General features: G+C 67.7%; 25 protein-coding genes. 17 read left to right on the forward strand and 8 right to left on the reverse strand.

Annotated elements, in window-relative coordinates:
- The first annotated feature begins 57 nt into the window (after positions 1 to 57).
- Positions 58 to 306, forward strand: coding sequence for a hypothetical protein (locus tag QO011_RS28625; protein WP_307279939.1), 249 nt, complete (start codon positions 58 to 60; stop codon positions 304 to 306).
- A 2-nt stretch (positions 307 to 308) separates the two neighbouring features.
- Positions 309 to 1,115, forward strand: a complete 807-nt coding sequence (locus tag QO011_RS28630) for an ADYC domain-containing protein (protein WP_307279941.1) — start codon at positions 309 to 311, stop codon at positions 1,113 to 1,115.
- Positions 1,116 to 1,146: 31 nt separating this feature from the next.
- Here the strand turns inward: QO011_RS28630 and QO011_RS28635 are convergent, their stop codons facing one another.
- The gene (locus tag QO011_RS28635; protein ID WP_307279944.1) at positions 1,147 to 1,506 is read right to left on the reverse strand and encodes a hypothetical protein; all 360 of its coding nucleotides are present in this window, start codon (positions 1,504 to 1,506) and stop codon (positions 1,147 to 1,149) included.
- A 293-nt stretch (positions 1,507 to 1,799) separates the two neighbouring features.
- A complete protein-coding gene (locus QO011_RS28640; protein WP_307279947.1) occupies positions 1,800 to 2,189 on the reverse strand; it encodes a transposase in 390 nt (129 codons plus the stop codon).
- A gap of 246 nt (positions 2,190 to 2,435) precedes the next feature.
- On the opposite strand from QO011_RS28640, the gene QO011_RS28645 reads away from it, so the two are divergent.
- The 4 genes from QO011_RS28645 to QO011_RS28660 all read left to right on the forward strand — a co-directional run bounded on the left by QO011_RS28645 (position 2,436) and on the right by QO011_RS28660 (position 5,452).
- Entirely contained in the window at positions 2,436 to 3,470 is a 1,035-nt protein-coding gene (locus QO011_RS28645) for a DUF1254 domain-containing protein (RefSeq protein ID WP_307279950.1), read from the forward strand.
- 325 nt (positions 3,471 to 3,795) lie between these two features.
- Positions 3,796 to 4,113 (forward strand): PadR family transcriptional regulator, encoded by a 318-nt coding sequence (locus QO011_RS28650; RefSeq protein ID WP_307280328.1) that lies wholly within the window; start codon positions 3,796 to 3,798, stop codon positions 4,111 to 4,113.
- 4 nt (positions 4,114 to 4,117) lie between these two features.
- Complete coding sequence (locus QO011_RS28655) at positions 4,118 to 4,699, forward strand: DUF1700 domain-containing protein (RefSeq protein ID WP_307279953.1); 582 nt, start codon at positions 4,118 to 4,120, stop codon at positions 4,697 to 4,699.
- A gap of 18 nt (positions 4,700 to 4,717) precedes the next feature.
- Complete coding sequence (locus QO011_RS28660) at positions 4,718 to 5,452, forward strand: GIN domain-containing protein (protein WP_307279957.1); 735 nt, start codon at positions 4,718 to 4,720, stop codon at positions 5,450 to 5,452.
- 270 nt (positions 5,453 to 5,722) lie between these two features.
- On the opposite strand, the gene QO011_RS28665 is transcribed toward QO011_RS28660, so the two are convergent.
- A complete protein-coding gene (locus QO011_RS28665) occupies positions 5,723 to 6,040 on the reverse strand; it encodes an NUDIX hydrolase (protein ID WP_307279959.1) in 318 nt (105 codons plus the stop codon).
- Positions 6,041 to 6,300: 260 nt separating this feature from the next.
- Positions 6,301 to 7,209 (reverse strand): LysR family transcriptional regulator, encoded by a 909-nt coding sequence (locus QO011_RS28670; RefSeq protein WP_307279961.1) that lies wholly within the window; start codon positions 7,207 to 7,209, stop codon positions 6,301 to 6,303.
- Positions 7,210 to 7,385: 176 nt separating this feature from the next.
- Here QO011_RS28670 and QO011_RS28675 point away from each other — a divergent pair, with 176 nt between their 5' ends.
- The 6 genes from QO011_RS28675 to QO011_RS42580 all read left to right on the forward strand — a co-directional run bounded on the left by QO011_RS28675 (position 7,386) and on the right by QO011_RS42580 (position 12,023).
- Positions 7,386 to 8,042 (forward strand): HD domain-containing protein, encoded by a 657-nt coding sequence (locus QO011_RS28675; RefSeq protein WP_307279962.1) that lies wholly within the window; start codon positions 7,386 to 7,388, stop codon positions 8,040 to 8,042.
- 66 nt (positions 8,043 to 8,108) lie between these two features.
- Complete coding sequence (locus QO011_RS28680; RefSeq protein ID WP_307279965.1) at positions 8,109 to 9,407, forward strand: extracellular solute-binding protein; 1,299 nt, start codon at positions 8,109 to 8,111, stop codon at positions 9,405 to 9,407.
- Complete coding sequence (locus QO011_RS28685) at positions 9,407 to 10,300, forward strand: carbohydrate ABC transporter permease (RefSeq protein ID WP_307279968.1); 894 nt, start codon at positions 9,407 to 9,409, stop codon at positions 10,298 to 10,300. The genes QO011_RS28680 and QO011_RS28685 overlap by 1 nt, the downstream gene beginning before the upstream one ends.
- Positions 10,297 to 11,067 (forward strand): carbohydrate ABC transporter permease, encoded by a 771-nt coding sequence (locus QO011_RS28690; protein WP_307279971.1) that lies wholly within the window; start codon positions 10,297 to 10,299, stop codon positions 11,065 to 11,067. The genes QO011_RS28685 and QO011_RS28690 overlap by 4 nt, the downstream gene beginning before the upstream one ends.
- 36 nt (positions 11,068 to 11,103) lie before the next feature.
- Positions 11,104 to 11,370, forward strand: a complete 267-nt coding sequence (locus tag QO011_RS42575; RefSeq protein ID WP_370882024.1) for an SDR family NAD(P)-dependent oxidoreductase — start codon at positions 11,104 to 11,106, stop codon at positions 11,368 to 11,370.
- Between the two features lie 56 nt (positions 11,371 to 11,426).
- Complete coding sequence (locus QO011_RS42580) at positions 11,427 to 12,023, forward strand: hypothetical protein (protein WP_370882025.1); 597 nt, start codon at positions 11,427 to 11,429, stop codon at positions 12,021 to 12,023.
- A gap of 666 nt (positions 12,024 to 12,689) precedes the next feature.
- Here QO011_RS42580 and QO011_RS28700 read toward each other — a convergent pair.
- Positions 12,690 to 13,091 (reverse strand): Imm10 family immunity protein, encoded by a 402-nt coding sequence (locus QO011_RS28700; RefSeq protein ID WP_307279976.1) that lies wholly within the window; start codon positions 13,089 to 13,091, stop codon positions 12,690 to 12,692.
- A gap of 342 nt (positions 13,092 to 13,433) precedes the next feature.
- The gene (locus QO011_RS28705; RefSeq protein WP_307279978.1) at positions 13,434 to 16,004 is read right to left on the reverse strand and encodes a hypothetical protein; all 2,571 of its coding nucleotides are present in this window, start codon (positions 16,002 to 16,004) and stop codon (positions 13,434 to 13,436) included.
- 436 nt (positions 16,005 to 16,440) lie between these two features.
- On the opposite strand from QO011_RS28705, the gene QO011_RS28710 reads away from it, so the two are divergent.
- The 3 genes from QO011_RS28710 to QO011_RS28720 all read left to right on the forward strand — a co-directional run bounded on the left by QO011_RS28710 (position 16,441) and on the right by QO011_RS28720 (position 19,759).
- Positions 16,441 to 17,394 (forward strand): NAD-dependent epimerase/dehydratase family protein, encoded by a 954-nt coding sequence (locus QO011_RS28710; RefSeq protein ID WP_307279980.1) that lies wholly within the window; start codon positions 16,441 to 16,443, stop codon positions 17,392 to 17,394.
- A gap of 74 nt (positions 17,395 to 17,468) precedes the next feature.
- Positions 17,469 to 19,142: a thiamine pyrophosphate-binding protein gene (locus tag QO011_RS28715; RefSeq protein WP_307279984.1), complete on the forward strand. Its 1,674-nt coding sequence runs from the start codon at positions 17,469 to 17,471 to the stop codon at positions 19,140 to 19,142.
- Between the two features lie 5 nt (positions 19,143 to 19,147).
- A complete protein-coding gene (locus QO011_RS28720) occupies positions 19,148 to 19,759 on the forward strand; it encodes a hypothetical protein (protein WP_307279986.1) in 612 nt (203 codons plus the stop codon).
- A gap of 3 nt (positions 19,760 to 19,762) precedes the next feature.
- Here the strand turns inward: QO011_RS28720 and QO011_RS28725 are convergent, their stop codons facing one another.
- Entirely contained in the window at positions 19,763 to 20,449 is a 687-nt protein-coding gene (locus tag QO011_RS28725; protein WP_370882026.1) for a Crp/Fnr family transcriptional regulator, read from the reverse strand.
- Positions 20,450 to 20,599: 150 nt separating this feature from the next.
- Here QO011_RS28725 and QO011_RS28730 point away from each other — a divergent pair, with 150 nt between their 5' ends.
- A complete protein-coding gene (locus tag QO011_RS28730) occupies positions 20,600 to 21,805 on the forward strand; it encodes a D-alanine--D-alanine ligase (protein WP_307279988.1) in 1,206 nt (401 codons plus the stop codon).
- 230 nt (positions 21,806 to 22,035) lie between these two features.
- Entirely contained in the window at positions 22,036 to 22,452 is a 417-nt protein-coding gene (locus QO011_RS28735; protein WP_307279991.1) for a nuclear transport factor 2 family protein, read from the forward strand.
- Between the two features lie 146 nt (positions 22,453 to 22,598).
- Here QO011_RS28735 and groL read toward each other — a convergent pair whose 3' ends face one another.
- A complete protein-coding gene (groL, locus tag QO011_RS28740; RefSeq protein WP_307279993.1) occupies positions 22,599 to 24,245 on the reverse strand; it encodes a chaperonin GroEL in 1,647 nt (548 codons plus the stop codon).
- Positions 24,246 to 24,251 lie beyond the last annotated feature (6 nt).

Here is a 24,251-nt window from a genome sequence, read left to right on the forward strand (position 1 = left end):
GGTCAGCGCCGGCGCCATGCGCAGTGTCGCGCATGGCAATTCACGGAAGGCTTCCGCATGTCGTTACTCAGATCGCTCACGGTCGCCGGCACGGTCCTGGCGCTCGGTGTCGCCTCGCCCGCGCATGCCACATTGGCGCTCAACGCGCTCTCCATCAACGCGCTTTCCATCAATGCGCTCTCCATCAACGCGCTCACCTCGAATGCGCTGACGACCGATCCCCGCCTCGCCAGCACGCCCGCGATCGCGGATCTGAATGGCGTGGTGGTGGAGGGGGTTACGCTACCGCGGCAGAATAATCGCTGACCATGACAAGCAGGCTGGGCGCAGCCGTAGTCGGCGGATTGCTCTTGCTCGTCCTACCGGCCCTGGCGCACGCCGCGGCTCCAGGGCCGCGGGTGGCCGTGGAGGGCACGGCGTTTCGCGTCCAACTGCCGGACGGCAGCGTATTGCCGCAGGACCAATTGGTCGGCGTGGTTCTGACATTGGGAGATGGCAGCGGAGTTCAGCGGCGCATCCGTATCGACGCGGTCGAGCATGACACCCGCGACAAGCTGGGCGAAGTCATGCTCTACACGCTGTCCGAAGCCGATCCGGTGAGCAAACAGTGGCGCAACGCGTGCGATCCCGACCCGGACGGGCGGCGGCTGGGCTTTCCACTCTCGGGCGCGTTCACGCCGGACGGGCGCTATATCGCGGCGCCCGGCCGCATCCTGATCACCTGCACCGGCGGCGCGGAGGGAAAATGCATCCGCTTCGGCTACAAGCCATGGCGCACCACCCCGGAGGGCGAGGCGCTGCGACCCTACTACCAAACCTGCGTGCGGCTCGTGCGCGCGGACTATGGTGGAGACGGGGTTGGCCACACGCGCAACGGGACGCCCATCGATCTGTTCGATCGCATCGGCATCCAACGCGATGAAGTTGCCCCGGGGATGACCCTGGAGGCGGCGTTCGACCCGGACGGGGCCGTGTGCGTGGCCCATCCGCGGCTGCCCGGCGGGATCTCGCTCGACGCCCTGGGGCGGCAATACCCGCGCCTGGCCGGCCATCTCGATGCGGACTGCAGCGAGCATGTGCCGGCGCTGTTGTACGTCCGCTCCTTCGGTCGCTAGTGTTCCGATTCTAACGGCTCGCCCCGAGCCGTCAGCCCGGAACCCTGGCTTGATCCAGAGCATTGTGTTGCGTTTCCAACAGGATGCCAGGCGACACGCGTTGGAAGCACAACACGAGGCCGTGTGCTTCTAAATCGACGCGGTCGAATCGTCCGCATTTGATGCCCGCTTGTTCTCCAAGAGCGGCGCGATGGCGGACATCGCCGGAGGTCCGAGATGGGCCGGGAACAGACATGGCGGCGCGGCTCGGAATGTCACCCGCTGCGCTGAGCTCTCCGATCTGCAATTCACCGCGGCGAACCAGCGCGTCGCTGAATGTGCCCAACCATCGACGGCCATTCGAAAGACAAAAGTCGAGAGCCATGCAACGGGCGATGATGATTCTGGTCATTTTGCTGGCAGGCACCGCTGCCGTGCGCGCCGACCAGGTCGTGAATGACGTTTACCGAGATCTCATTAGGCCACATGGGCGCCCGCGCAGTGCTGCGGTCTCACAGGCGGCGCTCGATTTTTGCTATGGTCAGACCGGCGACATTCGAGGCCTTGCCGATACCGCGGCATTCAAGCAGTGCATGCTCAGCCGCGGGTATCGATGGCAAAGGACGCAGGTCAAGGGGAGACCCGCTCCCGAAAATGGCGCGGACTGGTGCATAACGCATGATACGTGTTAGGGCGCATTGACATTCATGGTTTGGGGCAGGACGCGAGCGATTTTTCAAGGTCGACCCGTTGCTGGCCGATGATCCGTTCCAACTCGGCAATCCGCGCTGCTGCTTGCGCGATCGCGTTGTCCGACAGCAAAGCTGCCTTGTCCGGCGGGTCGTCTCCAACCGTTTCCTCGACAGCTTCTGTCGTCAGCGCCTGGGGCACCCCGCCCGTTTGCCCCGGCTTGCGCCCGGGCCGCTTGCCAAATCCGGCAAGACCCTCGGCACGCCACGCCGCATGCCAGCGATAGAGCAGCTGCCGCGCGACGCCCAACTCCCTCGCCAACGGCGCCACCTTGCGCCCGGCCTCCATCTGCGCGACCGCCGCCTTGAAGGTTGCCGAGAACACACGCTCTGATTGCTTCGACATGGCCTGGTCCCTGGAGCCTTGTCACCGCATTCCGCTGTCTCAATCAAGGGGTGCAGTCCACACCCGTCGCCGTGATCCGCCCGTAGTCCGGCGGATCGCAGCTGGCGCGAAATGACAAGACTCGTGATCTGCGCATGCTCGACAAGATCCGAACAAAATTCGTCGGCCGATCAGACCGTGATGGGTTGGACAGCGCCGGAGTTGCCCCGTGCCGCCCACCGCGGCCTTGAATGAAGAGGTATGCTTATGGTCCGCTCGATTGGGATCGGTCTCGCATTTGCTTCGGTTGCACTGGCCAGTGCAGCATTTGCCCAGGCACCAGGCAGCAGAATGCCGGTCACCGTTGACAATTTCCCCCGCGCCGAGACCGACCATTACCTTGCGGCGAATGCAAAGGCCGTCGGCGGACTGGGCAAGTTTCAGCACTCCCGCGAGCCCGCATCGATCGACAATCAAACGGTCATTCGCATGAACCGGGATACGCTTTATTCGTTTGCGGTGTTTGATCTCGCCGGCGGGCCGGTAACGCTCTCGCTGCCTGATGCGGGCAAGCGCTATATGTCGATGATGGTCGTCGACCAGGACCACTACCTGCCGGTCGTCGCCTACGGGACGGAGCCGGTCACGCTGACGCAGGAATCGGTCGGTACCCGTTATGCCTTCGTCGCTGTCCGGACGCTGGTCGATCCCAACGATCCGAAGGATCTCGACGAGGTCCACAGGCTGCAGGATGCGATCAAGGTCAGCCAGAACGAGAGGGGGAGGCTCGACCTTCCCAACTGGGACGAAGCCAGTCTCACGGATATCCGCAATGCGCTGCTCGCGCTGGCAAAGCATCAGACGTCTTTTCTTGGCGCCTTTGGAGCTCGTGGCCAGGTCGATCCGATCCAGCACCTGATCGGCACAGCCGCCGGATGGGGCGGTATTCCGGACAGGGACGCCACCTATGTGAGCTTCACTCCGGCGAAGAACGATGGCCGGACAGTCCACACCCTCAGCGTGCCGGCAAGTGTGCCGGTGAAGGCTTTCTGGTCGGTCAGCGTCTACAACCCGAGAGGCTTCTTCGAGAAAAACGCCTACAACGCATATTCGATCAACACCATTACCGCGAAGAAGAATGCGGACGGCTCGGTGACGATCCAGTTCGGCGGCTGTGACGGCAAGATCCCGAACTGCCTGCCGATCGTCGGGGGCTGGAACTACACCGCGCGGCTCTATCGTCCGGAGCAACCCATTATCAGCGGGACTTGGACGTTTCCGGAGGCGAATCCCTTGAACTGAGCCTCGAGGGATCGCTCTGCGAGGAGGGAGAAGTCGGTTTCGTCGCCCCCATGGCAAGTGGCCGATGGGGAGCGGCGGAAGGCGCTTCTCGTCGTTACGCCTCAATTGGCACGGTGCCGGCCAGGTCCGTCGCGGTGCGCGACAGTTATGATGACAGTGCAGTTTATTGATGCAGATCACAAGCATCAAAGTCAAATGCACTGTCACCGTAACTCGCATGAACCGACATGCCGTCACCCTGGCATCGCCGCGAGCCCGTGTGCGCCGGTACCTTGCAATGACAGGTACCTTGCGATATACGATTGTCGCAACGCACGCGAGGCCGATGGCCGAAGACATCGACATCCAGATCAAGAAGGGGGCGCTTGAACTCTGCGTTCTCGCCTTGCTGTCGGCACGGGAAAGCTACGCCTACGAGATCGCCAGTTCTCTTTCGGAGCGCGTCGGCATGGGAGAAGGAACGATCTACCCGCTCATGCGTCGCCTGCAGGCCGACGGCCTGGTCGAGACGCGGCTCGAGGAATCCTCGAGCGGGCCGCCGCGGAAATATTACCGCCTCAGTGCGCTGGGCCGCAGCGCCTATGCCGCCCGCAAGCGCGAATGGCGGGACTTCGTCGATGCCGTCGACAAGCTTCTGGGATAGGGCGATGACCCGAGATGCATTTCTGCAGTCGCTGAAGGAGACCATCACCGGCCTGCCGCAGACGGAGATCGACGAAATTCTCAGCGATTATGCCGCCTATTTCGACGATGCCAGGGCCGCAGGCCGCGCGGAGGCCGACGTCGCCGCCATGCTCGGCAACCCGGCGCAGCTCGGCCGCGAGCTTCGGACCGAAAGCGGCCTGCGTCGGTTCGAACGGCGCCCGAGCGCCGCGAACCTGATCCTTGCGCTGTTCGCGCTCGCGGGCCTCGCCGTGGTGGACCTCATCGTGCTGCCGTTCCTCCTGGTGTTCGCGGCGATCGCCCTGGGCCTTGCGGCGCTTGCCCTGCTCCTCGCCCTGGCTGGAGCCGGCAAGATCCTGCTGCTGGCGACGGCCTGGCCGGACGCCTCGTTCATCGTGCTTCTGGGACGCTTCCTGATCGGCGTCGGCCTGATCGCCGGCGCCGTCGGCCTCGGCTCGCTGCTCCTCCTTGGTCTCAGCAGCGGCGTCAGGCTCCTCGGGGAGCATGCCCGGCTGCACTACCGCCTTCTCAAGCCCATGCCCGAAAGCGCCGGACGCGCTCGATGACCTCACCGGGAGGATCTCATGAACGGCACATTGGCCCGTCTCGCGATGGCATCCCTGGGCCTTGCCGCGGTTTGCCTGGTCGCCGGCTATTCCATGGCCGGCCCGGAATGGCGCCACGACGGCTGGCACCGCGGCTGGTTCTGGCCTTCGGTGTGGCGGGCCTGCGCGGAAACACCCCAAGGCTCCGCGGGACAGCCGGATACGATCACCCTGCCCTGGCAGAGCACCGGCAGCCTTCGGATCGAGATTCCCGCGCATGTCGACTACCGGCCCGGCGAGCCAGCCCAGGCCGTGATCAGCGGCGACCCTTCGATCATCGCCCATGTCCGCCTGGCCGATGGGGTGCTGACCTCGGATGACGACGGCGACTGCTTCTCGTGGGAACGGCCCGTCACCGTGCGCCTCACCGGCGGGCCCGTCGCCGAATGGAAGCTCTCCGGCAGTGCTGCTCTCGTGCTCAACGCCGTCGCCCAGCCGACGCTCGCCGTCGACATGAGCGGCAGCGGCGAGGTCTCGGCGAACGGCAAGGTGGACCGGCTCAATGTGAAGATGTCGGGATCCGCCGAGGCCGATCTGAGCCGGCTGGCGACGAACAGCGCCTCCGTCAGGCTCAGCGGCAGCGGCCAGGTCGAGATCGCGCCGAGCAGCGAAGCCGACCTCCACATGTCCGGCAGCGGCGTGGTCAAGGTGCATGGCACCCCGACGATCCGGTCGCACGTGTCCGGCAGTGCCCGGATCGAGCAGGTGCCCTGAGCAAGTCGAGATCCCGCTCCTGCAGCAGCGCGACATCCCTGATGATGACCGTGCGGCTCGAGATGCTGCTCCTCGCTGCCGCCTGCGGCGTCACGACCAGCCTGGCCCAAGCCGCCCGCCTGACGTTCATGCAAAGTCGGGGGGCTGTGGCCGCCTTGCGCCACGGTGCTCGCGGAAATGAAGATCGGAGCACTCGTTCTTTCCGCGATGCCGAATTGCCTGATCGCCGGAGCTCCGAGCCTGCTGATCTCCCGCGGCGTGCTGGGCTGGCTACGAGGGCCCCGGCGGCGCATTGCTCGGCATATCGCGAATCGCGCCGCATTCCGCGCAGAACCTGGCCCTCGTCGTGCGCAGGAGCTTGCCGCATGCCGCACAGGGCGGTCCGTAGCCGGCGAGGCGGTGGTGCCAAACCGTCTGTGCATTCGGCGCCTCGACACCCGTCAGCTCGAAGTACCGACGCACTGCGCCGTCGCCGAGGACATGCTCCTTCGCCTCGGCCAGCGGCATTCCGTTCCGGTGAAGCTCTCTGATCGCAAGCAAAGGATCTGGATGGGGATAGACCGTGCGCCATTCCTGCTCGTCCAGCATCGGCACGTCAGTCCCACATCGCCAGCAGTAGGCTACCGTCGGCACAGTCTTTCTCCGTCCATGTCCTGTACGATGTAGCGGGACGCCGGATCGACGGTTACGAACGCCCCGGCAGGGCCTCATGCCGAACCGGCTCGCGGCGTCGGGGGACGTTACGCTTTTGGAATGCCCCGGTTGAAAAGGCATTCTGATGACGGCGCAGTTGATTCATCGCAGCCACGAGCGCCGTTGGCCATAGCCGGCCAGCCAGCTCCTCCCCTTCACTCCCCCTCCGCATCCACCAGCCTCGCCTCCGCCATGCCCCTCCTCGCCAGGGCGATCACCTCCTGGATGACGCTGCCGCCGTCGGCGAAGCGGTAGATGGCGAAGAGGCGCGAGGGGTGCAGCGCCAGCGCGCTGTCGAGGCCGCGCACCGTGCCGGCGTCGATGGCGCCCTGCACCAGGCGCCGCGGCAGCAGGCTGGCGCCGAGGCCGGCGGTGACGAGCTGGGCCACCACCGTCGGGCTGCTGCAGCGGCAGACCCTGGAGGGCTCCAGCCCGGCCTGGCGGAACCAGTCGGTGATCTGCCGCCACATCGGCGCGGGGTGCGGGTTGGTGATGATCAGCACGTCACGCAAGTCCGCCGGATGGAGCGGCGAGGGCAGGTCGAAGGCGGCCGGCGCCGCCCAGACGGCGGGCTGGATGCCGAGCGGCACCAAAGTGAGCTTGGGATCGCCGGTCGGGTTGACGGCGAAGGCGACGTCGAGCCGGCGCTCCAGCACGTCCTGCTCCAGCTCGGCGCTGGTGCCCACCACGAAGTCGAGCTCGAGCGCGGGGTAGCGGGCGGCGATGGCGCGCATATAGGCCGGCAGGCAGGCCTGGGCGAAGGTCTCGGTCGAGCCGATGCGCAGGATCCCGCCGGCCTGCCAGCCGCCCTCCACCGCGGCGCGGATCCGGCCATAGTCCTCGATGACGGCGGCGACCGCCGGCACCAGGGCCTCGCCGCGCCGGGTCAGCGCCAGGCCGCGGCCAGCGCGCTCGAACACCGGGCTGCCGAGTTCGGCCTCGAGCTGGTCGATGCGCAGCGAGATGGTCGGCGGCGTCACGTTGAGGTGGCGCGCCGCCTCCTTCACCGAGCCGAGCCGGGCGATCCAGTAGAAGGCTTCGAGCTGGACGAAGCTGGGCCGCATAGTTTTGAAAACCTGAATCGAGGAGCCAAGAACTTCCAAATTGTCTTATTCCAACGCGTCCGCTTCAATCCGCCAACCGAAATTTGGGCGGAGCGCCGGACGGGCGGGATTGCGGGCGGAGCGGCACGCAACGGCGCCGGCCCGAGCCCGTCGCGTCGAGAGGACCTCTACCGATCATGATGAACGGATATCGCGCCGAGCTTCCGGCCGAGCTCAGGGCCGGCGTCGTCGCCGACCTGCCGGAGCTGGACCTGATCGCCGATCCCATCCTGCGCGAGCAGGCCATCGACGCCTGGGCACTCGCCCTCTCCCAGTCGAGCTTCGCGCGCATCCGCGACATCCCGGGCGAGGCGATCCCGGGCAAGCTGGTGCTGAAGCAGGGCGGCCAGGACCTGCACCTGCGCGGTGTCACCCGTCTGGCGCTCGGCACCGTCGATTATTTCGCTGCGGCCTTTCCCGAAGCCGAGATCGACCGCGACATCGTCGTCGCCGGGGGCCTCTGTCACGACGTCGGCAAGGCCTTCGAATGCGACCCGGACAATCTCGCCCGCTGGCGGGCCGATGGCAGCCGCGTTGGCCGCCCATCGCTGCGCCACCCGATCTACGGGGCGCATCTCTGCCTGCTCGCCGGCCTGCCCGAGGCCGTGGCCCATATCGCCGCCTGCCATTCGCCTGAGGGCGACAATGTGCGCCGCAGCCTGGAATGCGTGGTGATCCACGAGGCGGACGTCGCCTGGTGGAAGATCGCCGCCGCCGCCGGCCTGGTGCGGCCGGAGACGCTGACCGACGAGTTCGCGCGCCTGTTCGACCAGCGGGCCGAACGCCGGGCGTGAGCCGGCACCGGCCGCGTCTTTCAAGAGAACCGTGCCACCCAAGGCACGCATGAGGGGAGGAAAACCATGGACCAGCATCATCAGCCGCGCCGGGCCGGCATCAGCCGCCGCCGCTTCCTTGCCGGCGCATCCGCCGCCGCGGGCGCCGCGGCCCTCGGAGGCGCCTTTCCCTGCCCGGCCCTGGCGCAGGCGAAGGCCATCAACGTGCTGACGCTCGGCGAGGGCATTTTCGGCCAGCCCTTCGTCGACCTGGCGCCGGATTTCACCGCGGCGACCGGCATCAAGGTCAACCCCATCACCATGGGCTACAACGAGGCGATCCAGAAACAGGCCGCCGCCTTCGCCGCCAAGAGCTCGGCCTATGACGTGGTCCAGATCGATTCGATCTACATCAAGGGCTATGCCAAGGCCGGCCACCTGCAGGCGCTGGACAGCCTGATCCCGAAGGCGGAGCTTGCCGACTATTTCAGCGACATCCCCATGACCTTCAAGGACATGTACGAGTCCGAGGGGCAGACCTATGGCCTCGCCACGATCGGCAACTGCCAGCGCTTCGTCTACAACGAGGCGCACCTGAAGGCGGTCGGCCTCGGCGCGCCCCAGACCTGGGACGAGCTGCTCGCCGCCGCGCAGAAGGTGGTCGACCCGGCCGCCAACCGCTTCGGCTTCGTCGCCGGCACGGAGCGCCTGGCCAAGGCCTTCTCGGTGTGGCTGCCGATCTTCTGGGCCAATGGCGGCGCTCTGTTCGACGACAAGCTGCATCCGGTCTTCGCCGACGAGACCGGCATCGACGCCCTCGCCTTCTTGCTCGCGCTGGTCAAGACCATGCCGACCGGCGGGGCCGCGTATACCGAGGCCGACGAGACCAAGGCGATGGCCACCGGCCTCGGCACGCTCAACCCCGTCGCCTGGATCCCGGACGCCATTCTCACCGCCGATGCCGCCACGAAGCCGCAGCTCGCCAGCGGCGTGTCGCCCAAGGGCTCGGCCGTGCGGGCGCCGGTCATGGGCGGCCTCGGCCTCACCGTGTCCAAATATGCTGCGGATGCCGCGGCCGCGGCGCAGTACGTCGCCTGGTTCAACAGCCGCGACGTGCAGACGGCCAGGATCGTGCCGCATGGCGGCCAGCCCTGCCGCAACTCGGCCTGGACCGCCAATGCCTCGGCCAAGCCCTGGTTCCCGGCCGTCGCCGAGAGCCTGAAAGTGGCCAAGGTCCGGCCGCAGCTGCCCGAATGGGGCGAGATCGACAACACGGTCGGCGTGCAGCTCAGCCGCGCCTTCGCCGGCGAGATCTCGCCGAAGGACGCGCTGGAGAGCGCCCAGAGATCGGTCGACGGCATCATGCGCGACGCGGGTTATTATTGATGGCGCTGCGCTCGCGAAGCGCCGCCCTCGCCTTCGTGGCGCCGAGCCTGGCGTGCCTCGCCGCCGTCATCGGCTACCCCCTGGCCGAAGCGGTCGCCACCAGCCTCCACCGCTGGAACCTGATCTCAGGGGTCCGGCGGTGGGCGGGCCTGCAGAACTATCTCGACATCGCCCAGGATCCGCAGACCGTGCGGGTGGCGGCCGTGACGCTGGTCTATACCGGGCTCGCGGTCGGCATCGAGCTTCTCATCGGCTTCGCCGTCGCTTTGCTGTTCCGCGAGGGGCTCGCCCGGCGGCTGCCGGGCTTCGCCCTGATGCGGGTGGTCGTCTGCGTGCCGATCGTGATCGCGCCGCTGATCTGGGCCTTCTATTTCCGCAGCCTGTACAGCCCGCAATTCGGCGCCTTCAACATGGTGCTCGGCTGGCTCGGCCTGCCGCCCGTGCCCTGGGTCAACAGCCCCGACCTCGCCCTCTACGCTCTGGTGGTGGCGGACGCCTGGCAATGGACGCCCTTCATGTTCGCGGTGATCCTCGCCGGCATGCTGACCCTGCCGGGCGAGGTGGTCGAGGCGGCGCGGGTCGACGGCGCCACGCGCCTGCAGATCCTGCGGCTGGTGGAGCTGCCGCTGCTGCGGCCGATCCTGCTGGTCGCGGTGCTGCTCAGGCTGATCGATGCGATCAAGAACATCGACCTCGTCCTGGTCATCACCCAGGGCGGGCCGGGCACCAGCACCGAGATCCTCAACTTCTATGCGTATCGCACCAGCTTCCAGGACTTCCAGGTCGGCCGCGGCGCGGCGCTCGCCATGATCGTCCTGGCGCTGATCCTGGTCCTGGTCTTGCTGCTGCTCGGCACGCTGCGCCGCTTCAAGACGGCGGAGAGCGACGCGTGACGACGAAGCTGCTCTATGCCGCAGCGCTCCTCGCCTGCACCCTCGCCATGGTGCCGCCGCTCTGGGCGCTCACCGTCTCGCTCTCGGTCCAGGGCGGGCTCGGCCTCGACCATTACCGCGAGGTGCTGTCCCAGCCGCAGTTCTGGCGCGCGCTGTGGAACTCCTTCGCCGCCGCCTCGTCCTGCACCCTCGCCTCGGTGCTGCTCGGCGCCTCCGCCGCCTATGGCATGACGCGTTTCGGCCACCGCTTCGAGGGGCTGGCGCTGGCGATCCTGGCGATGCGGATGATCCCGAGCATCGTGCTGGTCATCCCGTTCTATCTCTGGTTCCGCGATGCCGGGCTGCTCGACAGCATCCTCGGCCTCGCCGTGATCTATCTCACCTTCTCCGTGCCCTTCGCCATCTGGATGATCCGCGGCTTCTTCGCCGCCATCCCGCTCGATATCGACGAGGCGGCGCGCCTCGACGGCGCCGGCTCCTGGACCATCCTGTGGCGGGTGATCCTGCCGATCGCGGCGGCGCCGATCCTGACCACGGCGGTGCTGATCTTCTGCTTCTGCTGGAACGAGTTCCTGTTCGCGCTGGTGCTGACCGACCAGAGCGCCCTCACCTTCCTGCCGATGCTGATGCGCTACGTGCCGCCGCAGGGGCCGCTCTACGGCCAGATCTTCGCCGGCTCGACCCTCTATTTCGCCGTGCCGATCATCGCCATCGCGCTGATCCGCCGGCGACTGGAGAGCAGCTTCGCCGCCGGCGGCACGAAATAGCCGGCGGCCGCGCCTCACGATCCGAAGGAGGGGCCCATGCCCCTGCTCGACGACAAGGTCTGCGTCATCACCGGCGGTTGCGGCAGCGTCGGCCTCGCCGCCGCGCGCCGCTTCCTCGCTGAGGGCGCGCGGGTGATGCTGGTCGACCGCGACACCGACCGCCTCGCCGCCGCCCGGGCCGGTCTCGATGCCGACCGGGTCGAGACCTTCGCCGGCGACGTCGCCGATCCCACGGCCGTGCGCGGCTCCATCGAGGCGACCACGGCGCGCTGGCGGATTATGACGAGGAGGCCTTCGACCTGACCTACCGCATCCACGTCAAGGGCGCCTTCCTCGCCTGCAAGCACGGCGGCGCTGGGATGCGTGACGGCGGCAGCATTGTGGTGACGGCCAGCCTCGCCGGCCTGCGTGGCGGCGAGGGCGCCGGGCCTGGGCCGGAATCCATACGAGAACCCGAGGAAGTCTTCCTCGTAGATCGCGTTCAGCACCGCAGCCGTCGCCCGTTGGACGATCTTGTCCTCCAGGGCGGCGACCGCCAGCGGACGCTGCCGGCCATCCGGCTTGGGGATATAGACCCGCCGGCTCGGCAACGCCCGATACGCTCCCCGCTGGACCCGCGCATGCAGGTCGGCGAGCTTGCGCTCGTGATCTGCTGCGTAGTCCTGCCAGGTCATCCCATCCACCCCGGCGGCCGCGCTCTTCTGCAGATCGAAGAACGCCTCCTCGACAAGCTCGATCCCGAGATGGTGGTAGAGCGCGGTGAATCTCTCCTTTTTCCTTTGCCTTGCGGCTTGCCGTATGCGGCCCAGCGCCTGGGACACGCTTGCCCGGTTCTGTGCCCGGCGCGTGCGGTTCCGGCCCGCATTTCCTTCGGTCGCCGCCCTTGGCTCCACCGGCTCCGCAGCGGGGCGCCCCACCTTGTTCGTCGGCTTCACAGCTACTATGGCGGCGTCTGACTTCCCGCGCCCGTGCATCATCGGCTTCGGCTCCTCACCTTCCCGATGCGGGCCGCCGCACGCGGAACGCGCGACGGTCAGACGCGGGATATCCCGGTTCCCGGTCAAGGAGCGTCTGCACATGCCAGGGTCTGCGACCACGCCGGGCCAGACGGGAACTCGCATGTCGTGCCCGTCCATGCTGCCTTCCGCCCTGTCAAAGGCGTCGGCGCCCGGATTTATGCCTTTCGCGGCTCAATGGCTGGCCTATGCACTCCCCTGCCGACGCTTCGCCATTGTCCTTACGAACAATTGCGCACGGCTCGGGGACGATGTGGATCGCTACTCCTTCATCGCAGTGGACTTCCACCACCTACTCCTTGCCGGTCTCCCGGCGCTCTGACAGTGCATTTTATTGATGCAAAAGGACGAGGCACTATCTCGGCGCCGCGCCGGGCCGAAAGGACCGGGCGCCCGCTCGGCCCCGCAACCTGGCCCGCCAGGTTGGAGGTAGCGACTGACCGCGCCATGACCCAGCGTAAGCTAGGGCCGCGGTCGGAGTCAAATAAGCTTCTTTCCTACCACAGGGTTATACAAGTATTTATCACGCAGCACGTGGCATAGATTCAAGTCCTTGCCCATCGACCAATTCGTATGACCGTCCCCCCGCCCTCGCCAACTGCGAATTCAATATCCTTTTGACGCCCGACGGCTGGACACCTCGGAAATTCTCACCCTCAGCCGGGTGATCGCTTCTTCAAGTTTAACCCAGTCTTCGAAAGATTTATTCAAATCGATTTCGATGACTGGATCTATGCCCGCCTTGGCAGCGGGACCTGCATGAAGATGGATAAGGACACACTTGTCCTGCAGAGTGATATCTTCGACAAGATCGTAACCTTCCAATCGGGGGATACTCGTCTCAGTGTGGAGTCCATCCAGGCCTAGTCTGAAGTCTTGCTCGTCGGGTTCGGGGTCCATATCGATCGTGACGTATGTTTTTGGATCAAACCGATCATCGGCGAATCCGACAACCAGAATGTCATTCTCATCGTATTCGGCGTGAATGACGTTTGCCAGGAATTTCATCTTTGATTCCTCTTGAGATATTTTCTCTATAGTGCCGATAGAATAGCACATCTCTGCAAGAGATAGCGTTCATTGGGTTAATAAGTCAAATTTACACTTTATTTTCAGGACAGACACTTCGATTATAATGGTGTATATTTAGTTGTATTTTCCGAATGAGATTGTATACACTCAGGAATTGAGTATTTTTATCCATATGCAACCTATCCATGCTAAGCCTCGAATCTGGCTCATGGGCTACGTCACGAGTGACATAATTGTCGGGATCGTGAGAGTCATCAATGAACTCAACCGTCAGCCCCTCACCATCATTTTCCACATGGATATAACTCACCGAGAAGCTCATTTTCTCATCCTCCGACGTGGAGTGGCCTTCCAGAACCGAGTCTTCCCATCTTGACGCCACTGATAAATGATCGTTGCACCGGTTCTTGTCACGGCAGTATTCATCGCGCCCTTACACCTGCTGCATGGCGGATTCTGGCCAACGATAGTCATCGTCTCCCCCGGTTGAAGCTCAATTTCTCGCGTTGCACGCGCTTCAGTATGAGAGGCATAGCTACCGTTTGGATAGCCCAGAGCCTTCTCTTGCGGCGTCATATAGCCACTAACGAAGCGCCGGCGGTTGATAACGTTCCCTGCGGGATCTCGTACGAGTACATTCGCATTGTGATGGAGAGGGTCGACGCCCCTGGGCTCCGGCTCTGTCCTTTCACTCTGAGGAACCTTCGCGGGCTTAGCCTTCGGAACGGCCGCCTCGCCAGTCCCTTCAACGATCGTCGGTGTACGCGAGCCTCCGGCTCTTCCACCGCCTCCTCCGCGAAACCTGCCTCCGCCCCCGCCGGCGCCCGCGATTGCTTCCAGGAGCAGGTTATGGTTCTTGAGGACATTGAACCCTTCGCCGATGCTGGAGGACTGTTGCATCTCGGCATAGACTCGGGCCGCTTCCTCCGCCTGCGACCGCTGCTCCCCGTCCTGATTGACCCGGACGGCAGGGCCGAGATAGGCGGCTGCGGCCGTGCCCTCCAATCCGGCGTCCAGTGCAATCATCTCCCCGGGGCCGCTTTCGCCTCGCACCCTGGCGATTGCGGACGCGAACTCCACGGCGCGAGCGGCATCGCCGCGTTCGGCGGCATGTTCGAGTTCGACGATCTGAACAGCGACTGGGACGTCGCGATTGGCGGCGCCATCGACAAACTGGCTCGTCAGGCTCCGCTGCCATCCGGGCCCCGCGCGCTTCAGCAAACGAGCGGTGATTGCGGCGGCTGAATCGATCTCGGTGGTGTCGAGACCGCGGCTGCGAGCCAAGTCCCGGAGATACTGGATAAGGTCGGTGTCTTCCGTGGCGAAGGCGGCGGTGATCGCATAGTCGAGCGCGGGTCGGAGAGCGCCTGGGGTGCCGTTGGAGGCTTCGACCAGCCTGCGGATATCGTCCCGCAGGGTCGCCTTCGGAGTGCGGTAGAAGTCGAAGACGGGTTTGCCGGCGACCTTGGCCGATTCGGGCGTCGGCCAGGGTCGGATGCCATCGGGCTGCGAGTCGGGAGGCTCAGCAGCGGCTGGATCGTCCAGTTGCGGCGCGGGTGCGGCAGCTGCCTGCGACCCAGCAGTGGCCTTGGGCCCCTCTGGTGCCGGGACAGCATCGGGCGGGAGCGCCGGGGCGGGATCGGCTGTGGGCGCGCGAATGAGAGAGACCGGCAGCACTTGGGGCCGGCCGTTGCCCGCGAGGTTTGGAAACCCGGGGATGCCTGCTGCGGATACGCCGGCCGGCATGCCCGGCAGCGTCAGGGTCGCGGTCGACTGCCAGGATCCCGCCGGCCCGTCCCGCCCTGGACTGGCCGGGGTTGCGGCCCCGGCCTGCGGCGGCGTGATCGCTCCCTCCACCGCGCCGGTTGGATCGGCCGCCGCCAGATCCACCGGCCGACGATCCGTGAGTGGGACCTCGGACGGCACACCGCCGGCCGGCCCGGCCTGGAGGCGAGCGACATAGCGCTCGCCGGCCTTGCGCTGGCCCTCGAAGACCAGCTTCGCCAGCCCGGGGGCGAGGCTTTTGAGGATGCGGTTGGGGGTGAGGTCGGGGTGGCCCCGGCCGGTGGTGAGGATGGAGAGATAGTCCGGGGCGACCAGGCCCATGACGGCGTCGCGCTCGGCCGCGGCGCGGTCGCGGTCCTCGCCGTGCCGCTGCACCGCCCCGCTGGCGAACTTGCGCGTCACGGCGTCGGAGGCGTCGGGGTATCGCGCCCGGAACCAGGCGCCGGCATGGCCGTGCCCGCCGTCGGCCAGAGTGGCGGGATCGATGGCCGTCGGCACGGGTGCTGGCGCTGCATCCGCGGGGCCCCGCGGACTGCCCGCATCGCCCGGGCCGGCCTCGCCCGGTGCCGGCGGGCGCTGCCAGATCGCCCGGCGGGCCTCGGGATCGGCGAGGATGGCGGCGCCCTTGGCCGCCGCGAGCCTGTCGGGCAGGGCCGCACGGCGGGCGTCCCAGGCCACCTGCGGCAGGTCCGGGCTGGCGGGCACGGCGGCGGTGAGCTGCTGCTCGGCCGCATCGCGCATCGCCGCGTCGGGATGCTCGGCGATGGTGCGCAGGAGCTCGGTGTCGAGCCCGTCCTGGCGCTCGACATGGTAGCGCCGCCGCTCGCCCGCCTCGGCCTCGGCAAGCGGGCCGGTGAGCTCGCTGCCGAGCTCGTCGATGCGCCAGGCCAGGCGCTGGCGCACCTCCGGCGACCAGCGGGCGGCCATGGCTTGCGCCTCGTCCCGGAACTGGCCGAGGAAGCGGCTGGTGGCGTCGCCGCCGCCGGGCGGCATGGCAGCCTGCGTGGCGCGGGCATAGGCGGCCTGGGTGACGGCGAAGCGCTGGAGATCGGCGCGGGCACGCGTCTGCAGCTCCGCCGGCGAGAAGTCGGGGATGCGGGGCATGGAGGCTCACGGTGGGAGGGGAGCCCCGGCTGGCAGGCGGGCATGCGCGAGCGCCGCCGTCGCGCCGCGGGAAGCGGCGAGGCATCGGACGTCAGGACATGCGAAAGCGGCCCCGGGGACGGTCAGTCCCAGGCTGTCTGTCGGCAGCGTCTAACGAGGGGCCGGAAAGCCGTTCCGGGGCGGATCAGGCGGGCTGCTGGCGCAGCACCGCACCGTCAGATTTTGCCATAGCCACGCCGGAGATCAAGGAGGGGGCAAATCCGCGGGCAGCCATGCTGCGCCAGACCATCGACTGCCCGCTCCGAGACCAGATGCATCCGGCGCTTGTCAACCTCATCTATTTTTGATGAGCAGACTGCCGAAACCCGTCAATTCCATTCCACGGCTGCCGAGCCCATCCTCTCCTCGTCAACGCGAGAGAGATGGAGAGACGACGATGACCACGGACAAGATCGCCCTCGTGCTCGGCGCCGGCGGCGGCATCGGCAGCGAGACCGCCGCCGCGCTCGCCCGCCGGGGCTGGCGCATCCGGGCCCTGGCCCGCAATGCAGGCCGCGCATCCGCGCATCCGGACTGGGACTGGCTGCACGGCGACGCGCTGGACGGGCCGGCGGTCGCCCGTGCCGCGGCCGGCGCTTCGCTGATCGTCCACGCGGTGAACCCGCCGGGCTATCGCGACTGGGACAGGCTGGTCCTGCCGATGCTGGAGAACACCGTCGCGGCGGCACGGGAGAGCGGGGCGCGCATCCTGCTGCCCGGCACGGTCTACAATTACGGGCCGGACGCCTTCCCGCTGCTGCGCGAGGAGTCGCCCCAGCACCCGACGACGAGCAAGGGCGCCATCCGCGTCGCCATGGAGCGGCGGCTGGCCGAGGCGGCGCAGGCGGGCGTGCGCTCGCTGGTGCTGCGCGCCGGCGACTATTTCGGCCCGAGGGCCGGCAGCAGCTGGTTCTCGCAGGGCCTGGTCCGGCCGGGGCGACCGGTGCGCAGCGTGACCTATCCCGGCAGCCCGGGCGTCGGCCACAGCTGGGCCTATCTGCCCGATGTGGCCGAGACCTTCGCCCGCCTGGTGGAGCGCGAGGCCGAGCTCGAGCCCTTCGCCCGCTTCCACTTCGGCGGATATTGGGACGCGGACGGCACCGGCCTGATCGCGGCGATCGGCCGGGCGGCGGGGCGGCCCGCGCGCGTCAGGCGGCTGCCCTGGGCGCTGCTGCGCCTCGGCGCGCCGTTCAACCAGACCCTCAGCGGCCTCGTCGAGATGCGCCCGCTCTGGCAGACCCCGGTGCGCCTCGACAACACCCGCCTCGCCGCCTTCCTCGGCGCCGAGCCGCGCACGCCGCTCGACGAGGCGGTGCGCGCCACGCTCGCCGGGCTCGGCGCGCTCGGCTGAGGCCTGCGGCCTTTCCGGCTTGCGCGGCGGGGCCGCCAGTCCGTATGACGGACCGGAGACGCGGGAGCCCAGCCATGACCGAACAGAAGCCGAGAACCGGTGGCCGCCTGATCGTCGATGCCCTGCAGGCGCAGGGGGTCGACAGCGTGTTCTGCGTCCCGGGCGAGAGCTATCTCGCCGTGCTCGACGCCCTGCACGATGCCGCCATCGCCGTCACCGTCTGCCGGCAGGAGGGCGGCGCGGCGATCATGGCCGAGGCGGCGGGCAAGCTCACCGGCCGGCCCGGCATCGCCATGGTGACGCGCGGCCCGGGCGCCACCAACGCCTCGCACGGCATCCACATCGCTCAGCAGGACTCGACGCCGATGATCCTGTTCATCGGCCAGGTCGAGCGCGGCATGCGCGAGCGCGAGGCCTTCCAGGAGGTCGACTACAAGGCCTTCTTCGGTTCGATGACGAAATGGGTGGTGGAGATCGACCGGGCCGAGCGCATCCCCGAGCTCATCGCCCGCGCCTTCCGCGTCGCCATGCAGGGCCGCCCCGGCCCGGTGGTGATCGCCCTGCCCGAGGACGTCCTGACGGAGGAGGCTGCGGTCGCCGACGCGGCGCGGGTCGAGCCGGCCGAGACCTGGCCGGGCAATGCCGACATGATGCGGCTGCAGTCGCTGCTCTGGGCGGCCAGGAGCCCGCTGGTCATCGCCGGCGGCTCGGGCTGGTCGGAGCGGGCGGTGGCGAGCCTGGTGCGCTTTGCCGAACGCTTCGACCTCCCCGTCGCCACCTCGTTCCGGCGGCAGATGCTGTTCCCGGCCGACCACCCCAACTATGCCGGCGACGTCGGCATCGGCCCCAACCCGAAGCTGGCGGCGCGGGTGAAGGAGGCGGACCTCCTGGTGCTCGCCGGCGGGCGCATGTCGGAGATGCCGTCCTCCTCCTACACGCTGATCGACATCCCGACGCCGCGCCAGACCCTGGTGCACGTCCATGCCGGCGCCGAGGAGCTCGGCCGCGTCTACCAGCCGGCGCTGGCGATCCACGCCGGCCCAAAAGCCTTCGCGGCGGCGCTGGAGGGCCTGCAGCCGCCGAACGTGATCGCCTGGTCGGAGCGGACCCGGGCGGCCAATGCCGAGTTCCACGCCTGGACCGACGAGCCCAAGGAGATCCCCGGCGCCTTCCAGTACGGGGCGGCGCTGCGCTGGCTGCGCGAGCGCCTGCCGGAGGACGCGATCATCTGCAACGGCGCCGGCAATTACGCCATCTGGGTGCAGCGCTACCTGCGCTTCCGCCGCTATGCCACGCAGCTCGCGCCGACCTCGGGCTCGATGGGTTACGGCGTGCCGGCGGCGGTGGCGGCCAAGACGCTGCACCGCGACCGGATGGTGGTGTGCTTTGCCGGCGACGGCTGCTTCCTGATGAACGGCCAGGAGTTCGCCACTGCCGTGCAGTACGAGCTGCCGATCATCGTCGTCGTGGTCGACAACGGCATGTACGGCACCATCCGCATGCACCAGGAGCGGCATTTCCCCGGCCGCGTCTCGGCGACCATGCTGAAGAACCCGGACTTCCGCGCCTATGCCGAGGCTTTCGGCGGCCATGGCGAGCGGGTGGAGACCACGGCCGAGTTCGCGCCGGCCTTCGAACGGGCGCTGGCCTCGGGCAAGCCGGCGATCCTGCATTGCCGGATCGACCCGGAGGCGATCACCCCGGCCGCGACGCTGACCTCGATCCGCGAGGCCGCCCTCAAGGGATAGGCGCCATGCCGCTGCAAAATCGCGTCGACCCCTTCGGTGCGATCCTCGCCATCCCCGAGCGCGGCGGGATGATGGGCAATCGCGGCGGGCGCATCCACGATGCGACACAGCGCATCGGCGGACGGCTCTGGACCTCGCGGCGCTGGATCTGCTGCGAGCTCCAATACAAGGGCATGTGGCGGCCGGTGATGGGCGCGGGCTACACGGAGCTGTTCTTCCTCGACGAGGTGACGGCGCTGGCCGCCGGCCACCGGCCCTGCTTCTTCTGCCGCAGGGCGGAGGCGCTGGCCTTCGCCCGAGCCTTCGCCGAGGCCCGCGGCGAGCCGGCGCCGATGGGGGCGGACACGATGGACGCGATCCTCCATGCCGAGCGGCTGGACGGCCGGGCCAAGCGCCGGCACCTGCGGGCGGCCGCGGGCCTGCCGGAGGGTGTGGTGATCGAAGAGGGCGGCGCGGCCCTCGCGAGGGCGGGAGAACGGTGGCTCGCCTGGTCGCCCGGAGGCTGGCATCCGGCCGAGGCGCCGGCCGGGCCGGAGGTGTCGCTGCTGACGCCGCCGGCGATCGTCGCCGCGATCTTAGCCGGCTATGAACCGCGCTGGCACGCCTCGGCGAGATAAGGCTCAGTCCGACAGCGCGGCGGAGATGCGCTTGTTGAGCTCGTCCGGGTTGAGCAGCACCAGGGCACCGCGATTCTTGGCCACCAGGCCCTCCTTCTCCAGCGCCGACAATTCGCGCGACACGGCCTCGCGGCGGCAGCCGATGCGGGCGGCGAGGTCGTGGTGGAAGGGCGGCGGCGTCACCACGCGCTGGCCGGCCTGGCCGGCGCGCGGCTGCGACAGGCGGATCAGCTCGGCATAGAGCCGGTGCTTGGTCTGCAGGAAAGAATGCTCGGCCAGGCGCGTGTTGAGGAAACGGATGCGGGCGGCGAGGATGGTCAGGATCTGCCGGCAGACCTCCGGGTTCTGCGTGACCAGCTCCATGAACACGGCGCCGGACATGATGCACATCTGCGAGCGGTTGAGCGCCGTGACATTGGCCGATCGTCCGACCCCGTCGATGGCCGAGAGCTCGCCGAAGAACTGGCCGCCGGTCATCTCGTTGAGGATGACCTCCTTGCCGGTGATGGTGCGGTAGAGCACGCGGACCTGGCCGGACAGGATGAAATAGACGTCGTTGGAGTTGTCGTCATAGTCGATGACGAGCTCGTTCTCCTCGAAGCGCGCCCAGCGCACCCGGCTGTCGAAGGCCTTCAGCGTCGCCGCATCGAGCGACTTGAACAGGGGAATCATCGAGAGCGTGTTCGACATGGGTCTTCCGCCGGGCGAGCCGCGAGCATACGCGCATGCCTTCCAGATGGTGCGACATGGCGCTACGTCAAGCAAGGCTTGCCGTTTGCCTCGCCCAGTTGCGCACCTTAGTTTGCTCCGAACGAATCGGTTTGTCCCCAGGGAAACATCATGGCGAAGACGCGGGTGGCGGTGCTGTTCGGCGGGCGCTCGCCGGAGCACGATGTGTCCGTCGTATCCGGGCTGCAGGCGCTGAACGCGCTCGACACCGGCAAGTACGACGCCTTCCCCGTCTATGTCGCCACGGACGGCGCCTGGCTCACCGGCGATGCGCTGCGCAACCGCGCGCTCTACATCCCCGACGAGGCCGCCCGGGCCACCCTCACCCGCGTCGACCTCGACCTCTCCGCCGGCAAAGGCGTCCTGGTGCCACGGGTCAAGCCGAGGCTGTTCGGCCGCAAGCCCGAGCCGATCGGCTTCGACGTCGCCCTGCTCGCCTTCCACGGCACGATCGGCGAGGACGGCCCGATCCAGGGCGTGTTCGAGACCGCCAACGTGCCTTATACCGGCATGCGCCTCCTCGCCTCGGCCATCCTGATGGACAAGGAGGTCACCAAGCGCGCCATCGCCGGGCGCGGCATCAACGTCCTCGGCGATGCGGTGGTGGAGCGTCCCGCCACCGGACTGGTGCCCGACAAGGCCACGCTCGAGGCGGCGCTGCGCAACATCGCCTTTCCGGTGATCGTCAAGCCGGCGCATCTCGGCTCCTCGATCGGCGTCTCCAAGGCCGACGACCTCGACACGGTGCGGGCCGTGCTGCCCGGCATCTTCAAGTTCGACAGAACCGCGATCGTCGAGCCCTTCGTCGACAACCTGGTCGAATACAACGTCGCGGTGAGCCGTGTCGGTGGCGCGGTGCGGACCTCGGCGATCGAGCGACCGAAGCGGGCGAGCGAACTGCTCGACTTCAAGACCAAGTACATGTCCGGCGGCGGGGCCAAGAAGACCGGCGGCAAGCAGCCCGGCGCGTCCAGCCAGGGCATGCTGTCGCTGACGCGCGACATCAACCCCGAGCTGCCGCCCGAGCTCGAGCGCAAGATCCGCAGCTGGGCGAGCGAGGCCTATGTCGCGGTCGGCGGCACCGGCGCGCCGCGCATCGACTTCCTCTCGAACGAGAAGACCGGCGAGATCTGGCTCAACGAGGTCAACCCCTGCCCGGGCTCCTTCGGCTATTTCCTGTGGGAGGCGGCGGAGAAGCCGGTGCTGTTCACGGCGCTGCTCGACCATCTCATCGAGGAGGCGCGGCTCTGCCATCGCGCGGTGCAGCTGCCGAGCGACCCGACGCCGACCGACGCCCGGCTGTTCCGCCGGCCCTGAGGCGTCGCCGGCGCAGGCCCGATGTGACGCCCATGTGGCGTTACGGCAGGATCGCGTGTATGGTGCGCACGAGGCCCCTGAGGCGCTCGTCGCACGGTTTCGCGCCGGCGATCCGGCCCTGACGATTCCGCGACCACAGGCCGAGATCCCCGCCCTTCCGAAGCGCCGCATCCCGCCTTTGCGGCCGAGACCGTGGCAGATCGGCATGGCCGATCCCGGGGGAACGAGCGATGGCGAAGCGGACGCTGATCGAGACCATGCTGCGGACCTGCTACGCCATGCGGCGGGCAGAGGATATCGAAGGCGCGCTGGAGAGCTTCACCGAGGACGCCACGTTCCGGCTTGTCGGCAATCCCGGCCTGGCGCCGCTGACCAAGGCGGTGACCGGCCGCGACGCCCTGCGCGCCATGCTCACCCAGCTGGCGCGCGACTGGGACTGGCGCGACTACCACATCACCTCGATCATGGTCGACGGCGACCATGCCGTGGTGCACAGCCGCGGGCGGATGCGCTACACGCCGAAGAACGCGGCGATGGAGACCGAGACGCTCGACCTCATCACCATCCGCGACGGCAAGATCAGCGACTTCCAGCAGTTCTGCGACACCCACATGGCGGCCAGCCTGATGATGGCCGGCACGGCCTGAGCGCCTCGGCAAGCGAGCCGGCATGACGCGGGCCAAACGAAAACGGGATGCCCGGACCCGCCCGAAGGCGGATGCGGACATCCCGTGGGTCTTGCATCGGAGGCAGGCGCGGGCCGCAGCCGGTCCGCGCCGCCTCGGGGCCGGACTTAGAAGTCCATGCCGCCCATGCCGCCGCCCATGCCGCCGCCGGCGGGCATCGGGGGAGCCGGAGCCTTGGGGGCTTCGCCGATCATGGCTTCGGTGGTGATCAGGAGCGAGGCGACCGACGCCGCATCCTGGAGCGCGGTGCGCACCACCTTGGCCGGGTCGACGATGCCCTTCTCGAGCAGGTCGACATACTCTTCCGACTGCGCGTCGAAGCCGAAGCTCTTGGACTTGTTCTCCAGGATCTTGCCGACGACGATCGAGCCCTCGACACCCGAGTTCTCGCAGATCTGCCGGATCGGAGCCTCGAGGGCCCGCTCGACGATCTTGATGCCGGCGCGGATGTCGGAGTTGTCGGAGGTGAGCTTGGCCACCGCCGCCTTGGCGCGGAGCAGAGCGACGCCGCCGCCGGGGACGATGCCTTCCTGAACGGCCGCGCGGGTGGCGTTCAGCGCGTCGTCGACGCGGTCCTTCTTCTCCTTGACCTCGACCTCGGTCGAGCCGCCGACGCGGATCACCGCGACGCCGCCCGCCAGCTTGGCCAGACGCTCCTGCAGCTTCTCGCGGTCATAGTCCGAGGTGGTCTCCTCGATCTGCGCCTTGATCTGCCCGACGCGGCCTTCGATGTCCTTCTTCTTGCCGACGCCGTCGATGATCGTGGTCTTCTCCTTCTCGATCGTCACCTTCTTGGCGCGACCGAGCATCTGGAGCGTCACGTTCTCGAGCTTGATGCCGAGGTCCTCGGAGATCACCTGGCCGCCGGTGAGGATGGCGATATCCTCCAGCATGGCCTTGCGGCGGTCGCCGAAGCCCGGCGCCTTGACGGCGGCGATCTTCAGGCCACCGCGCAGCTTGTTGACGACGAGCGTGGCGAGAGCCTCACCTTCGACGTCCTCGGCGACGATGACCAGCGGCTTGCCGGTCTGGACGACGGCTTCGAGCACCGGCAGCATGGCCTGCAGGCCGGAGAGCTTCTTCTCGTGGATGAGGATGTAGGGATCCTCGAGGTCCGCGATCATCTTCTCGGCGTTGGTGATGAAGTAGGGCGAGAGGTAGCCGCGGTCGAACTGCATGCCCTCGACGATGTCGACTTCGGTGTCGAGGCTCTTGGCCTCTTCCACCGTGATGACGCCCTCGTTGCCGACCTTCTGCATCGCCTTGGCGATCTCGCCGCCGATGAAGGCGTCGCCGTTCGAGGAGATGGTGCCGACCTGAGCGATCTCGGCGGAGTTCGCGACCTTCTTGGACTGGTCGGCGATGCTCTTGACGGCCGCGGTGACGGCGAGGTCGATGCCGCGCTTGAGGTCCATCGGGTTCATGCCGGCGGCCACCGACTTGGCGCCTTCGCGGACGATGGCCTGGGCCAGCACGGTCGCGGTCGTGGTGCCGTCGCCGGCGGTGTCGTTGGTCTTCGAGGCCACTTCGCGCACCATCTGGGCGCCCATGTTCTCGAACTTGTCGGCGAGCTCGATCTCCTTGGCGACGGTGACGCCGTCCTTGGTGATGCGCGGAGCGCCGAACGACTTCTCGATCACGACGTTGCGGCCCTTCGGACCGAGCGTGACCTTGACGGCGTTGGCGAGGATATCGACGCCGCGCAGCATCTTGTCGCGCGCGTCGGACGAGAATTTGACTTCCTTGGCAGCCATTTCGCT

This window comes from Labrys wisconsinensis, from assembly GCF_030814995.1.
GTDB lineage: Bacteria > Pseudomonadota > Alphaproteobacteria > Rhizobiales > Labraceae > Labrys > Labrys wisconsinensis.

Excerpts from the sequence above, each read along its gene's own strand:
- QO011_RS42575 (WP_370882024.1), top strand. The coding sequence starts at position 11,104 with ATGCCCCTGCTCGACGACAAGGTCTGCGTCATCACCGGCGGTTGCGGC.
- QO011_RS42580 (WP_370882025.1), top strand. The coding sequence starts at position 11,427 with ATGCGTGACGGCGGCAGCATTGTGGTGACGGCCAGCCTCGCCGGCCTG.
- QO011_RS28725 (WP_370882026.1), bottom strand. The coding sequence starts at position 20,449 with ATGTCGAACACGCTCTCGATGATTCCCCTGTTCAAGTCGCTCGATGCG.
- QO011_RS28640 (WP_307279947.1), bottom strand. The coding sequence starts at position 2,189 with ATGTCGAAGCAATCAGAGCGTGTGTTCTCGGCAACCTTCAAGGCGGCG.
- QO011_RS28660 (WP_307279957.1), top strand. The coding sequence starts at position 4,718 with ATGAACGGCACATTGGCCCGTCTCGCGATGGCATCCCTGGGCCTTGCC.
- QO011_RS28650 (WP_307280328.1), top strand. The coding sequence starts at position 3,796 with ATGGCCGAAGACATCGACATCCAGATCAAGAAGGGGGCGCTTGAACTC.
- QO011_RS28730 (WP_307279988.1), top strand. The coding sequence starts at position 20,600 with ATGGCGAAGACGCGGGTGGCGGTGCTGTTCGGCGGGCGCTCGCCGGAG.
- QO011_RS28675 (WP_307279962.1), top strand. The coding sequence starts at position 7,386 with ATGATGAACGGATATCGCGCCGAGCTTCCGGCCGAGCTCAGGGCCGGC.
- QO011_RS28635 (WP_307279944.1), bottom strand. The coding sequence starts at position 1,506 with ATGACCAGAATCATCATCGCCCGTTGCATGGCTCTCGACTTTTGTCTT.
- QO011_RS28630 (WP_307279941.1), top strand. The coding sequence starts at position 309 with ATGACAAGCAGGCTGGGCGCAGCCGTAGTCGGCGGATTGCTCTTGCTC.
- QO011_RS28735 (WP_307279991.1), top strand. The coding sequence starts at position 22,036 with ATGGCGAAGCGGACGCTGATCGAGACCATGCTGCGGACCTGCTACGCC.
- QO011_RS28710 (WP_307279980.1), top strand. The coding sequence starts at position 16,441 with ATGACCACGGACAAGATCGCCCTCGTGCTCGGCGCCGGCGGCGGCATC.
- QO011_RS28685 (WP_307279968.1), top strand. The coding sequence starts at position 9,407 with ATGGCGCTGCGCTCGCGAAGCGCCGCCCTCGCCTTCGTGGCGCCGAGC.
- QO011_RS28655 (WP_307279953.1), top strand. The coding sequence starts at position 4,118 with ATGACCCGAGATGCATTTCTGCAGTCGCTGAAGGAGACCATCACCGGC.
- QO011_RS28700 (WP_307279976.1), bottom strand. The coding sequence starts at position 13,091 with ATGAAATTCCTGGCAAACGTCATTCACGCCGAATACGATGAGAATGAC.
- QO011_RS28645 (WP_307279950.1), top strand. The coding sequence starts at position 2,436 with ATGGTCCGCTCGATTGGGATCGGTCTCGCATTTGCTTCGGTTGCACTG.
- QO011_RS28715 (WP_307279984.1), top strand. The coding sequence starts at position 17,469 with ATGACCGAACAGAAGCCGAGAACCGGTGGCCGCCTGATCGTCGATGCC.
- QO011_RS28625 (WP_307279939.1), top strand. The coding sequence starts at position 58 with ATGTCGTTACTCAGATCGCTCACGGTCGCCGGCACGGTCCTGGCGCTC.
- QO011_RS28670 (WP_307279961.1), bottom strand. The coding sequence starts at position 7,209 with ATGCGGCCCAGCTTCGTCCAGCTCGAAGCCTTCTACTGGATCGCCCGG.
- groL (WP_307279993.1), bottom strand. The coding sequence starts at position 24,245 with ATGGCTGCCAAGGAAGTCAAATTCTCGTCCGACGCGCGCGACAAGATG.
- QO011_RS28665 (WP_307279959.1), bottom strand. The coding sequence starts at position 6,040 with ATGCTGGACGAGCAGGAATGGCGCACGGTCTATCCCCATCCAGATCCT.
- QO011_RS28720 (WP_307279986.1), top strand. The coding sequence starts at position 19,148 with ATGCCGCTGCAAAATCGCGTCGACCCCTTCGGTGCGATCCTCGCCATC.
- QO011_RS28705 (WP_307279978.1), bottom strand. The coding sequence starts at position 16,004 with ATGCCCCGCATCCCCGACTTCTCGCCGGCGGAGCTGCAGACGCGTGCC.
- QO011_RS28680 (WP_307279965.1), top strand. The coding sequence starts at position 8,109 with ATGGACCAGCATCATCAGCCGCGCCGGGCCGGCATCAGCCGCCGCCGC.